This is a genomic window from Nocardiopsis sp. LOL_012 (assembly GCF_048060475.1).
Taxonomy (GTDB): domain Bacteria; phylum Actinomycetota; class Actinomycetes; order Streptosporangiales; family Streptosporangiaceae; genus Nocardiopsis.
In genome coordinates this window covers 1-12,469 of sequence record NZ_JBHMIV010000059.1, presented here as the reverse complement: position 1 = coordinate 12,469, position 12,469 = coordinate 1, and the positions used below count along the sequence as shown (strand labels likewise).

The 12,469-nt window shown below is 69.1% G+C and carries 13 protein-coding genes and 1 tRNA gene; 7 read left to right on the top strand and 7 right to left on the bottom strand.

Annotated features, from left to right (window positions below; translation table 11 throughout):
- From ACFHWE_RS23135 to ACFHWE_RS23120, 4 genes are all read left to right on the top strand, one after another.
- Positions 1-1,251, top strand: a 1,251-nt coding sequence (locus ACFHWE_RS23135) for a hypothetical protein (RefSeq protein ID WP_416603985.1), incomplete at its 5' end; no start/stop codon positions are given.
- A gap of 88 nt (positions 1,252-1,339) precedes the next feature.
- Positions 1,340-1,990, top strand: a complete 651-nt coding sequence (gene orn / locus ACFHWE_RS23130) for an oligoribonuclease (RefSeq protein ID WP_416603984.1) — start codon at positions 1,340-1,342, stop codon at positions 1,988-1,990.
- 68 nt (positions 1,991-2,058) lie between these two features.
- Positions 2,059-2,134: transfer RNA gene (locus ACFHWE_RS23125), tRNA-His, on the top strand.
- A 289-nt stretch (positions 2,135-2,423) separates the two neighbouring features.
- The gene (locus tag ACFHWE_RS23120; RefSeq protein WP_416603983.1) at positions 2,424-3,779 is read left to right on the top strand and encodes a tyrosine-type recombinase/integrase; all 1,356 of its coding nucleotides are present in this window, start codon (positions 2,424-2,426) and stop codon (positions 3,777-3,779) included.
- Between the two features lie 52 nt (positions 3,780-3,831).
- Here ACFHWE_RS23120 and ACFHWE_RS23115 read toward each other — a convergent pair whose 3' ends face one another.
- The 5 genes from ACFHWE_RS23115 to ACFHWE_RS23095 form a co-directional block, all read right to left on the bottom strand.
- Positions 3,832-4,059: a helix-turn-helix domain-containing protein gene (locus ACFHWE_RS23115; RefSeq protein ID WP_416603982.1), complete on the bottom strand. Its 228-nt coding sequence runs from the start codon at positions 4,057-4,059 to the stop codon at positions 3,832-3,834.
- A 31-nt stretch (positions 4,060-4,090) separates the two neighbouring features.
- Positions 4,091-4,528 (bottom strand): WhiB family transcriptional regulator, encoded by a 438-nt coding sequence (locus ACFHWE_RS23110; protein WP_416603981.1) that lies wholly within the window; start codon positions 4,526-4,528, stop codon positions 4,091-4,093.
- A gap of 731 nt (positions 4,529-5,259) precedes the next feature.
- A complete protein-coding gene (locus tag ACFHWE_RS23105) occupies positions 5,260-6,096 on the bottom strand; it encodes a replication-relaxation family protein (RefSeq protein ID WP_416603980.1) in 837 nt (278 codons plus the stop codon).
- A 146-nt stretch (positions 6,097-6,242) separates the two neighbouring features.
- Positions 6,243-6,680 carry a hypothetical protein gene (locus ACFHWE_RS23100; RefSeq protein ID WP_416603979.1) on the bottom strand — a complete coding sequence of 146 codons (438 nt, stop codon included), beginning with the start codon at positions 6,678-6,680 and terminating at the stop codon, positions 6,243-6,245.
- A gap of 84 nt (positions 6,681-6,764) precedes the next feature.
- Positions 6,765-7,322: an ATP-binding protein gene (locus tag ACFHWE_RS23095; RefSeq protein WP_416603978.1), complete on the bottom strand. Its 558-nt coding sequence runs from the start codon at positions 7,320-7,322 to the stop codon at positions 6,765-6,767.
- Positions 7,323-7,603: 281 nt separating this feature from the next.
- Here ACFHWE_RS23095 and ACFHWE_RS23090 point away from each other — a divergent pair, with 281 nt between their 5' ends.
- Complete coding sequence (locus ACFHWE_RS23090) at positions 7,604-8,467, top strand: helix-turn-helix domain-containing protein (RefSeq protein WP_416603977.1); 864 nt, start codon at positions 7,604-7,606, stop codon at positions 8,465-8,467.
- Complete coding sequence (locus ACFHWE_RS23085; RefSeq protein ID WP_416603976.1) at positions 8,464-8,874, top strand: DUF397 domain-containing protein; 411 nt, start codon at positions 8,464-8,466, stop codon at positions 8,872-8,874. The genes ACFHWE_RS23090 and ACFHWE_RS23085 overlap by 4 nt, the downstream gene beginning before the upstream one ends.
- 575 nt (positions 8,875-9,449) lie before the next feature.
- On the opposite strand, the gene ACFHWE_RS23080 is transcribed toward ACFHWE_RS23085, so the two are convergent.
- Together ACFHWE_RS23080 and ACFHWE_RS23075 are read right to left on the bottom strand one after the other, a co-directional pair.
- Positions 9,450-9,986, bottom strand: a complete 537-nt coding sequence (locus tag ACFHWE_RS23080; protein WP_416603975.1) for an NUDIX hydrolase — start codon at positions 9,984-9,986, stop codon at positions 9,450-9,452.
- A gap of 40 nt (positions 9,987-10,026) precedes the next feature.
- A complete protein-coding gene (locus ACFHWE_RS23075; protein WP_416603974.1) occupies positions 10,027-10,827 on the bottom strand; it encodes a hypothetical protein in 801 nt (266 codons plus the stop codon).
- A 907-nt stretch (positions 10,828-11,734) separates the two neighbouring features.
- Between ACFHWE_RS23075 and ACFHWE_RS23070 the strand changes: the two genes are divergently transcribed.
- Positions 11,735-12,445 (top strand): methionine adenosyltransferase, encoded by a 711-nt coding sequence (locus tag ACFHWE_RS23070; protein WP_416603973.1) that lies wholly within the window; start codon positions 11,735-11,737, stop codon positions 12,443-12,445.
- The last annotated feature ends 24 nt before the right edge of the window (positions 12,446-12,469 follow it).

Here is a 12,469-nt window from a genome sequence, read left to right as displayed (position 1 = left end):
CCGCCCCCCGCGCACGAGGACGAGACCCCCACCAGCGATCTGAGCGACACCGGCGCCACCATCCGCGTATCCCCCACCGATCTCCCCGGCACCACGCAGGCGCGGGAGGGCGAGGAGTCGACCACCGATCTCTCCGACGAGATCCCCACCTCCGACATCACCGAGGACCAGGTCAAGGACGCCCCCCGAACGGCGATCCTCGACCCGAACCAGATCGGTGACACCCCCAGAACCGCGGTCTTCGACCCCGGCCAGGCCGACCAGCCCCCGCGGACGGCGGTCTTCGACACGGGCCGGGCCGAGCCGCCGCGAACCGCGGTCTTCGACCCCGACGACCCGGTGTTCTCGGGCGAAGCGCCCCAGGACGGCCAGCCCCAGGAGGGCGGACGCGGCAAGTTCGGCAAGTTCCTCGGCAACCTGAAGGAGGGGTGGGCCGACCTCAGCGAGGAGCGCCGCGAACAGAAGCAGCAGGCTGCTGAGGAGGAGCGGGCGCGCAAGGCCAAGGCCGCGGAGGCCGCCGCTGCCGGCGGGTCGGTCCCCCCCGCAGCGCCCGGCGACCGACCGGCGCCGGAGCAGCAGCAGGCACAGCCCTGGCAGCAGCCGTCGGGCGGGCAGCGGGCCCACCCGCGGCAGGGTTCGGGGGAGCAGCGGCCCCATCCCCAGCAGTCCGGTCCGCAGCAGCCGGGCTACCCGCCCCAGGGCTTCCCCCAACAGCCCCCGCAACCCCAGCCTTACTCGGGCCCCCAGCAGGCTCACCCCCAGGCCCCGCAGCCATACGGACCGCCGCAGAGCGGCGGGCAGCGCCCCCCCTACGCCCCTCCCCCGGGCTACCAGCAGCAGCCGGGCCGTCCGGGCCAGGTTCCGCCGCCCGGCTACCCCCGACCCGATCAGCGGCAGGGGCGTCCGCCACAGCCGCAGCAGATGAACCGCCCCGCCTACGGACAGCAACCCCAGCCCTACCCCGGGCAGCCACAGGGCTACCCGCCCGCGCCGGTCCCCGGGGGCGGCAAGAGCGGGAAGTCGAAGGGGCGCCCGGCGACTCCGCCGCAGAACCCTTACCCCCAGCCGCCCGGGGGCGCCAAGCCCAAGAAGAAGGGGGGCTGCTGCGGATGCGGCTGCTTCACCCTCTTCATCTTCCTCCTGGTCTTCCTCCTCGTGGGTGTCCTGGCCTACCTGCAGATCTGGGGCGTGTACGACTGGATGTACGAGGTCCTCGGCGTCGGCGGCCCCAGGGACTTCGTCTGGGAGTGACCGGTGCCGCGCCGGAGCGGAAGGGGGCGGACGGCCCGGCCCCTTCCGCCATCGGCGACGACTCGGCATACCGCCTAAGCTGACCGGTATGAACGACTGTCTGGTGTGGATCGACTGCGAGATGACGGGGCTGGACCTCGAAAGCGACGCTCTGATCGAGGTGGCGTGCCTGGTCACCGACGGTGAGCTGAACATCCTCGACGACGGCGTCGATATCGTGATCAAACCCCCGCAGGCGGCGCTGGACCAGATGGGCGACTTCGTGACGGACATGCACACCTCCTCCGGCCTCCTGAAGGAACTGGACCAGGGTGTGACGCTGGAGGAGGCCGAGGACCGGGTTCTGGAGCACATCCGGCGCTACGCACCCGAGCCCCGCAAGGTGCCGCTGTGCGGCAACTCCATCGCCACGGACCGCACCTTCCTCGCGCGCGACATGAAACGCGTCGACGAGTACCTGCACTACCGCATGGTCGACGTGTCCTCGATCAAGGAGCTGTTGCGGCGCTGGTACCCGCGTGTGTACTACGCGAGCCCGGAGAAGAACGGCGGCCACCGGGCCCTGGCCGACATCACCGAGAGCATCCGTGAACTGCGGTACTACCGGGCCGCCGCCTTCGTGCCCGAACCCGGTCCGAGCACCGCCACGGCGCGCGCGATCGCGGCCGAGGTGGTCGGCGGCGGCACCGGCGCGGCGGCCCGGAGCGCCGCCGCGGAACGCCACGACGGCGAAAACTGATCGAAGCACTGCTCCGTATCCGCTAGGATTCTGGATGTACGCCGGAGCCGCGAGGCCAGGCGGACATGGTGGGTGTAGCTCAGCCGGTAGAGCACTTGGTTGTGGTCCAAGAAGTCGCGGGTTCAAGTCCCGTCACTCACCCCAGAGCCGACAAGGCCCTGACCAGCGAAAACGTTCGCGGGTCAGGGCCTTTCGCGTGTGCGGGGGTGCACCAACGGGTGCACGGCGGTAAAGATCTGGCTGGTGAGTGTGCACACCCACCCCGTCACTCACGCCGGGACGGGGGTGCACAAGGGCGCACTGGTCGGGACACCAGCCCGACATCCCGCACAAATGGTGACCTACCGACCGTAGCGGCGCCCACGCCGAAGGTTCTCCGAGATCCTTCGCCGATTCCCTTCGCTTCGCCGCCCACCCGAGCGATGGTCCACCCATGGCAACCATCAACCAGCGAAAACTGGCCGACGGGCGCATCCGATACTGGGTGAAATGGCGCCTGGGCGGCACCCGCACCGGAGCACCCCAGTCCGAACCCTTCGACACCCGCGCCGACGCCCACACCTTCCGCCTCCACGTCGAAGCGGCCGGCCACCAGTGGCCCGAGAACTGGATCCCCCGCCAAGGATGGGCGCAAGGGTGGGTCCCCGGCCACGGGTGGGCCACGGCCGAGCAGGGCGAGGACCCCGACGACGACCCGGTACTGTTCGCCGACTTCGCCCATGAGTTCATCGACTCCCTGACCGCCATCACCGAACGCACCCGCGCCGACTACCACCGCGACCTCAAAAACCACCTGCTCCCCACCTTCGGTCAGGTGAACCTGCGCGACACCGCCCAGCTCAAACCCAAGGACGTACGCGCCTGGGTCAACCATCTGCGCACCGGCACCCCCGACCCGAACGCCGCCCACCGCAACGACACACCCAGCCGGGGCCGTAAGAGGGAACCCGGGTGGCTGCGCAAACCCCTCTCCCCCAAGTCCATCCACAACCTGCACGCACTGCTGTTCACCATCTGCGAGGCCGCCGTCCGCGAGGACCCGCCCCTGCGCCCCTCCAACCCGGCCTCGCGCACCCGCCTGCCCCGCGTCGACGACGGCGAGGGCGACTGGGAGATGTGCTTCCTCACCCGAGAGGAACTCACCCTGCTGCGCGACTGCATGGCCGAGGACGTCCGCGACATGGTGGAGGTGTTCGTGCGCACCGGGATGCGCTACAGCGAACTGAGCGCGCTCCAGGTCCGCGACATCACCCTCACCCGGGCGATCGGCCCCGGCGGCCTCCCGCAGACGCGCGGCCACCTGGACGTGCGGCGGGCGTGGAAGCGCCAGAGCGACAACACCTTCAAGCTCGGCGCTCCCAAGACCCGCAGCTCACGCAGGCGCGTGCCGCTCTCGCCCGGTGCCATCGATCTTCTGCGCCCACGGCTGGCGGGCAAGGGGCCCGAGGACTTCGTGTTCACCACCGACCGGGGCTCCTGGTGGCGGCACAGCTCGTTTTATGGCCGCCGGTGGGTGCCCGGCGTCAAGGAGGCCCAGAAGCGGGGATTGGGGAAGAAGCCGCGTATCCACGACCTGCGCCACACCCACGTGGCGTGGCTGATCGACAAGAACGTACACGTGTTCAAGATCCAGCGCCGCCTGGGGCACACCTCGATCACCACGACCATGGACCGCTACGGCCACCTGGTCACCGACATCGACGACACCATGATCGAGGCCATCGACGGACCGCCCACCGGGCCGTGGACCGACCCCGACGGTGAGCAGCACCTGCGCCTGATCTCCTGAACCCTCGCCGCGGCCGGTGGGGCGGGAGCCGACTCCCGCCCCACCGGTGCTTCTACGGCATGGCCCGGGGTCCGTTCCGGGGCTGCGGCCACCGGTGGGAAGAGCGCCGTGCGGAGACCACCTGCTGAGCGGCCCCCGCCACGATCCGCTCCAGGTCGGCGGCGGTGAAGCGGACGTGCTTGCCGAGCCTGCGGTGCGGCACCCGCCGCAGCCGCACCCGCTCGCGCAGCCACGACTCGGGCACCGCCAGCACCCGTGCCGCCTCGGGAATCGTCAGCAACCGCTCCCCCACCCCGTCGTCATGGCCGCCTTCAGGCCGCGCGCTGCCATCCACCGCCGTCCCCTCCCCCGTGCTCGTCCCGAAGGGCGGTACGGAACCGGCGCCGCTCCTCCTCCGACGCACCGCCCCACACCCCGTACAGCTCACCGCGCTTGATCGCCTCGGCCAGACAGTCGACCTGTACCGGGCAGGCCCGGCACACCCGCTTGGCCGCGCGCACCGACCCGCCCTGGGCCGGGAACCACAGATCCGGGTCCATCCCCCGGCACGCCGCGTGCGCCTGCCACCCACCGAACCCGTCTCCGTGTCCGCCCCGGTCGGCTCCGGGCCGTGTGGGGCCGCCACGCGGCCCGTCCGCGCCCACCGCACCGTCCCGGCCCGTGGGGCGCGGGACCGGGGCCGGGGCCGGGGCCGGGGCCGGGGCCGCTACAGTGCCCCGCTGTCGCCGTCGCCGTTGTGTGTCCGCCATGTCCCGCCCTTTCGTGATCCGCCCCGGGTCGCCTCGCCGGTTCCCGGTGACGGTCCCCTATGAAGCCGTTCCGGGGCCCGGATGCGACACCCGGCCTGCGAGAAGAGAGCGGCGGCACGCGGTGCGGCTGGCGCTGGCGCGTGCCAGGCGCGCCATGGCGGCCGTAGAAACGGCGCGCGGGAAATGCACGCGCGGCGCCGCTGCGGTCGCTTTTCTGCGCGGCCGTGCCTGTCCCGGTCTGCTCTCTTGGGGTGGTTTTTTATCGGTGCAGGTGGTGGCGGAGAAAAGGAGGAAAGGGGCGGGTGGGTGGGGAGGAGAACGCCTGTGGGGCGGGTGTGCGGGGGCGGGCAGGCGCCCGCACCCCCCGGGCGCCGCCCGCACTACGCGAAGGTGAGGACCTACTTGGGTATACAGCCGGGGCGGCCGGTGGACCACCCCCAAGCCCGCGCGACCTGCACTGTGACTGGTGCCAGGGGTGGTCCACCCAAGGCCGGACCCCCAGGCGGAGGGCAAGGCGGACTGGTTACCGGCCCACCGATCGGCCCAGTCACAGGCGGAGTCACAGGCCCCCCTTCTCCGGCGCCCGCTGCTCGCCGTCCCACAGCGGCCTCACCCCGCGCCCGGCCGCACTGCCTCAGGCCATGGTTTCCTTTTCACCGAAGGATGTCGCTGAACGGATCGGTCCTTTCCTGTACGCATGATCCAGGCCTTGAGGAAACGACCATTCGGACTCACATCTCCTTTGCGCGACGGGGATAGGCGCGGGCAATATCGGTCAGGAACACGCGGTCGCGGCAGTGCGCCAGCCGCCAAATCGGTGCGTCTGCCCCGTGGACCGCCAGATGCCGGTGGGTGGTCAGGTACACCCCCACCGTGCCGGTGCAGGCCTTGGCCAGTGCGCGCGCGGCGTTGTCCTCGCGCTGGCCGGAGTGGACCAGCAACAGCACGATCAAGGGCCGCCTGCTGGCCTGGGCCAGGAGGGCGTAGCCGGGCATCTTCTTCTTGAGCTGGGTGAGGGGCTCGGTACCGGTGTCGTACTCCACGAACGCGTCCACGACGACGCAGCCCTCCTCCCAGCGCACGCGGGCGTCGGGGCGGACGTAGCGGCCCCAGTTCTCCCTGCACTCGCGCTCTGACCTCCACCGGCGCAGATCGGCGCCCGCCCGGCGGGCGCTCTCGGTGAACTCGGCGCGGGTCCGGGCCAGGCCGAGGATGTGGTCCAGGCGCGGGGAGTGGGCCAGCGCCAGGGCCCGGTCGGCGCGAAAGTTCAGCTCCTTGGGCTCCTTGCCCTGGTACAGGGCGACCAGCACCGCCCCGGCGGGGGAGAGGATCCAGTGGTCGGGGGCGTTGCGGTCGTGGGCGTGGCGGCGGAACCGGTCGGTAAGGCCGTAGCGGTGCAGGGCCAGCAGCCGGGAGCGGGCCCGGCGGGCTCCGGCGTCGGGGAAGAAGAGGCGGTGCAGGTGGTGGGTGGTCAGCACCTGGTGCTGCCACAGGGCGATCAGGATCTGGCGGTCCCGGTCGGTGATGCGCGATACCAGGCGGGCCAGGGTCTGCTCGTAGTCGTTCACTTCTCGTCCTCCCACGGTCGCCGCCCCCGGAAGGGGGCCTACGTTCCCGTAAGAAGCCAGGGCGGGGCGGGGATGCGACACGGGGCGGTGCAACTTTTCCGGGGCGGCGCCGTAAACCGGGCGCCGCCCCGGGCCGGTCTTCGTCCTCAGCCGACGGTGCGCAGGTAGGTGCGCACGGCCGCGGCGAGGTCGGCCATGTCATCGGTGGGCCCCTGGGGTGGAGGGGCCAGCAGGTCACCTTCGAAGGCCCGGCGGGGCCGGGGCACGAGCGGCCGTCGCGCAGGCGGCGGGGGCATGTAGGGGCGGACCAGCGCGCCCCAGGCCTCGTCCGGGTCGGGCTCTTCCACAGGGGCCTGCCTCTGCTGTTGCGGACGCGGGCCCTGCGGCTCGGCCGGGAGCGGGGGCGCGGGGCGGGAGCCGGTCGGCGGTGGCGGGGCGAGCGGGGGCCTGGGCCGCTTCGGTGCGCTGGGGACGAACACGAAGGTCAGGGCCGCGGCGAGCATCGCGGCGGCCACGGCCCACGTCTGGGCCACCCAGGTTCGGTGGCGCCTGCGGTGGCGCCCGATAGTGTGGTGCACGGTCATCCTCCTGGTTGGTGCAGGTGGGTGGTCGCGCCCCGGCTCGGTGCTCCTACACCGATCGGGGCATCTTCATGTGAAAGGTGGGGGTCAGGCGTCCGCGTCGCGGTAGGGGTCGATGAGTGCCCACACCGTCAGCGGGCCGCCCCGGAAGCCGGTCCACCACCACCGCTCGGAGAGGGCCGCCACCAGATGCAGGCCGCGCCCGGACTGGGCGGGTCCGGCCGGGTCACCGGCCGGGGCGGGCACCGTGGCCGACCGTCCCGGGCGGGGGCCGTCGTCGGTCACCGACAGCAGCACGAGGTGGGCGGGCATCGTCTCCACGGTGATCCGCACGCGCCCGCACCGCTGGCCCGAGGCGCTGTGCCGCACCGCGTTGGTCACCAGTTCGCTGGCCACCAGCAGTACGGGGAACATCCGGTGGGCGGGCAGGCGGACACCGTAGAGGCACCAGCTCCGGACGCGGGCCACCTGGTCGTCGGTCCCGCCGAAGGAGGCGGTACGCACCCCCGGGCGCGGGTCGGGCACCCTGCGGGGCAGCGCGGCGGGGACGGCCGTCCCCTGGCTCTGGGGACTGCGCGGCCTCGGGACGTAAGAACCGTCCCTGTCCGGTGGCCGTCCAGGGTTCGAGCTATCTGGGCTCCTCATACCTCACCCTCCTCAGTGGCAGCGGTTCGAAGCAGGCGCACCGCAATACGGCCGGAAGAGGACATACAGGGATTTCTGCACCAACCGTGACTGTGCAGCTACGCCGCATGACGTCGATGATGCATCGGAAAATCTTTCATAGCAAGCTTTCTCAGAAATCTTTCTGAGGAAGCTTTGGGTCGAGTGTTCGGTAGCATCACTCCAGTGACCACGCAGACACGGTGTCCGCACCGGGCGCATACATGCCTGCCCGGCAACCGATGACGAAGACGGGGAGAAACGTGGCGCAAGCACGTGGCCCGGCCGGCAGCAAACGCAAGTTGGGCCTCTGGTTGAAGGAGCAGCGCACGAAGGCCGGGTTCACGGGCAAGCAGGTCGCGAACGAACTCGGCTGCGGTGACCCGAAGGTCTTCCGCATGGAGGGCGGGCACACCGTGCCCAGCAAGCTCGAACTCGACCGCCTCTTCTCGCTCTTCGGTGTCGACGACGACAGGGAACGCGACCTGATCCGCCAACTCGCGGCGGACGCCAAATCACGCCACTGGACCAGCGAGTTCGAGAGCGTGATGCCACCGAAGTTCGACATCTACGTCGGGCGTGAAGAGGACGCGACGAGCGTGCGCGTCTACGAGACCCACCTCATCCAGGGCCTGCTCCAGACCGAAGACCACATGCGGCCCCTGCTCGCCGCGACCAACCCCCAGGAGCCCGCCAGCGACGTCGAGCGGCTCGTCGAGTTCCGCAAACGCCGTCAACGGATCCTGGACGGTGATCCGGATCGGCTGAACCTGTGGGTCGTCATGGACGAGGCCGCGATCCGCAGACCTGTCGGCGGAGTGGAGGTCCATCGCGCACAGCTCCAGCACCTGCTGGACCTCACCAGGAAGCCCAACGTCAACATCCAGGTGATCCCTGAAAGCGTCGGAGCGCACGCCGGGCTCAGCGGACCGTTCAGCATCCTGGAGTTCGAGCCCGACGAACCGGAGATGATCTACATCGAGGGCCAGGGCGGAAACCTGTACCTTGACAAGGCGCGCGAGATCCGTCGGCACAAGCAACTGTGGAACCACATCGTGGACGTCGCGATGTCCACGACCGCGACCACGCGCCACATCAAGAAGGTTATGGAGGAGCTGCCATCATGACTCACCCCTCAGGCGGACCCCGACCCACACAGGTCGAGGTCGCGCAGCAGCCGTTCACGAAGTCCACGTTCTCCGGCGGCCAGGGCTCCTGCGTGGGGATCAAGCGCTTCGGTGAGTGGACCGTCGTGGGCAAGCACGAACTGGGCGATGACAGCCCCACGCTCTTCTTCCCCAGCGCGCACTGGGACGGGTTCTGCTCCTCGATCGCACGCGGGAAGCCGCGTTCGGTCGGAGAGGTGGACGCGGTGTTCACCCCAGAGGGCGGCTTCACCCTGACCGAGGCCAGCAACGATGACGCCCCCGTCATCGTCTACGACCGGGACGAGTGGGACGCCTTCAAGCTCGGGGTCGACGCCGGAGAACTCCGTAGCGACGACCCTCGCGGCGTCCTCGTCAGTCGCGCCTGAGCCGGTCCAAGACCTGTGGCAAGGACAGTTCCCGGCCGTCCTTGTCCGCCTCCCACAAGCCGAACACCGCGGCAGCGGATCCGGTCGTTGACCACGGTCGGTCCGCTCAGGTCCGGCGAGGACGAGGCCATCCGGTCGGCTGGTCGGGCTCTTGCGGTCGGTGCGGCGGTGCACCCCGACCAGGCCCTGAGCGCGCATGACCCGGGTGGCGGTCACCGACCGCCCCGGCCCGCACCGGCCGCCGCTGGTGTGGACCTCGCCCCTGGAACACCTGTCTCCGTGCACCCGGGACCCCTTGAAGCCTCCCGGGCGCGTGGGCTCCACCAAACGAGCGGGGTCGAGGTTCGTTGTCGTGGGGTCGAGGTTCGTCTTGGGGCGAACCTCGGCGCTGAATTTCGTCTTGGGGCGAACCTCGACGGTGCGGTGAGGCGGACACCGCGCCGGACAGCGGCACCCATCTGGCCGGGATGCAGCAGGCCAACGGTGACGGGGCTGGTCATGACGTGTGTCCTTCAGGAAGGGGCCGTGGCACCAGGGAAGCAGAACTCGATGGTCTCACCCCGCAAGCAGCGGCGTCATTGGGATGAGGCGTTCAACGCGTACAGGTAAAGCAGTGCGTTCATGGAGGTGCCACTGACGAGCTTCTGGTCACGGACCAGTTCCGGAACCTGCTCCAACGGCAGCCATTCCACCCGTTCGGCCTCCCAGTCCTCCTCAGGCTCACCGATCAACTCCGCCCTCTCCGCGACGAAAATGTGGTGCTCGCTGTCGGAGATCCCGCTCGAAGGCTGCGCGTAGAGCAAAGGCTTCAGGGAACCGGGCCTCCACCCGGTCTCCTCCTCCACCTCCCGAGCCGCTGCGGCCTCGGGGCCCTCCCCTTCTTTGATGCCGCCGATCGGGATCTCATAGCCCCATGTGTCGGTGATGAAGCGATGGCGCCACATGAGCAGCACACGGCCTTGCTCATCAAGAACGGCGGCCCCAGCGCCCGGCGCCGAGCGGATCACCCGGTGGGCGAGATGTCGCCCACCGGTGATCTCCACATCCGCCAGGCGAATATCGAGCCACTGATCGGTGTAGAGGGGCTCCTCCGAGTGGACGATCCAACGCATTCAAGTCTCCCTGGGGCGCACGGTTGACACCATCAGGCAATCACAGAACCAAACCGAGGTGGACATCGGCCTGCTCGACGAACTCCCGCACGTCGGGCTCAGCGCTACGTCGGTCGAGAGCGTTGCGAACTGATCTGACCCGATCGTTCAAGCGACCCGACTCCATCCCTGACACACGACCCAACATCTCCCAGGCTGCGGGGAGAGCCTCGTCCACCCGCGACCGCTGTGCTCGGATGACAGCGAGTCCCGCGTAACGATGCACCTGCCCGCGCGTGTGCGCCAAATGGGCGCTGCTCACCGCCTCCATCGCATACTCCTCCGCCGCGCACAGGTCGTCCAACTGGCGCAGGGCCTCAGAGAGCTGAACCTCGACAAGCCCCTCCTGCACGTAACTGGTTTCCTCGGGTTCCGCACCACGCCGGATCACCCCAGCAAGGGTCTCGGCCTCGGTCATGGCCGCGTGGCACGACGGCCGGTCGCCCATACGGGCGAAGGCCCGGGCCTGCATCGTGGACAGGTCCGCCCGCAGGGCCGGGGAAAGGTCCCCCCGAGCGCCGCGCAGGGCCGTGTTCGTGTACTGGATGACCCGTCTGTACTCGCTCATGCTCATGGCCTGGTTGGACATCAGGGCAACCACATAGCCACCGAGACCCCGATCCCCTGATGCCTTCGCCATGCGCAGGGCATGCACGAAGTACCTTTGCGCCAGCGCTTGACGGGAAGCATCGTAGGCGCAGACCCCAGCCAAAGCGGTCAGGCTCGCCGCTACCTGAAAGAGATGGCGCCCCACCTCATCGCTGTACGAACCATGGAGCGCGGGTGCCACCTGCTGAGCCAAGAATGTGGATATACGTGCACGGATAGGAATCCCTCCCACACGTCGGTACATCTCTTGGTAGCTCTGACGAGCCACCTGGAATCGTATTAAGTCAGAGCTTCCTACCCGGCGAACACCCTTTCCCTCCAAAGGACCGCTACCTGGCGAGTTCTCCCACTCGAAGACCGGGATGATCGCTTCCGCCCCCCGGAAGGGGTTGGTATCGGAGAGGAGATCCGGCCGCTTGGCGTCCTGACTCCACAACGCGACCGCGCGTGCGACGTCCGCCAGCGGATCACCGCTCTCCCCGGAGGGCCGGTTCTCGCGGCACATACCTACGTCAGCCAGGGAAACCTCGCGGTTGAGGCGTTCAGCGAGGACCTCGGAGATGAGCTCTGGAGCCCGTCCGCGGGGAACAGCCCGGTCCCGGATCCATCGAGCCACGGATGCGTGATCGTAGCGAGTGCCGAGCTGAGCGTTGACTCTGGCAGCCAAACCAGAGTGCGACATCCCCGCTTCATCGAGGAGATGCGACAACAAAAAAATTGGGCTCCTTCACGCGCCACCCTCCCATTCACACGGTGTGTGAATGGATTACCACAAGCCACCGACTGCACACCCTGTCGCTCACGGTCCAGGGGCGGTGATCCTTGATCCCGAAGATACGGATCTTGCAACGCGGATGTCCCCTGACCAGGACCTTGACCGCGACGGCCTTTCCCAGACCATCAGAAACACGACCGTATGAGGACACATGACCGAGATCGTCAAGCAGAGCGCTCGCGCCCTCCTCTTCGACAGCAAGCAGCGACATTGCCGCTCACACGATCACCAGGGCGTTCGAGCTGGGGTCCCCCGATAGGCACGTTTCGCCGAGCGTTCCCCAAGCACGGCTCGGCCACTTTCGACCACGAAGCCAGGAGTACGTATGGAGCAACCTGAACCCAGCACCGATACGGGGCGGCTGACCATCAGGACTGGGGTCCCGTTCGACGACACCGTCAGCATCGTCGAGCGCAAAGGGCTCGGACATCCCGACACCATGGCCGATCACCTGGCCGAAGCGCTGTCCAGGGCCTACAGCGCCTTCACTCTGGACCGCTTCGGTGTGATCCTGCACCACAACTTCGACAAGCTGGCCCTCTTGGGCGGAGCGAGCAAGGTCCGCTACGGCGGGGGCCGAATGGTCGCGCCGATCCGTGTGCTCGTGAACGGACGGGCCGCCCATCGCTGCGGAGACGAGATCCTGCCCGTGGGAGAGCTGGTCGAATCCACCGTGCGCGCGTTCTTCCAGGAGCGGTTGCCCGAAGCCATCGGGCACCTGGACATCGCGCTGAACGTTACCGCGAACCCCAGCCCTGGAGCCGTGGTCACCAGCGAGGAAGTCCCCGAACGCAGCAGGTGGTTCGCGCCTCGGGACACCAGTGACCTGCGTGAACGACGGACCCTACTGGCAAACGATACGTCGTTGGGGACAGGCTGGGCCCCGAAGAGCCCTTTCGAGGAGCTCGTTCGCGAACTCGCTGACACGTTCTCCTCCCCCGGACCGTTCACGAAGGCGCACCCGTGGTGCGGGAGCGACGTCAAGGTGATGGGCTGCTGCGGAGTGTGTCAAGTCGAATCGGACAGGGGTAAGTGATCGTCAGGCCGCTTCGCACAGGTC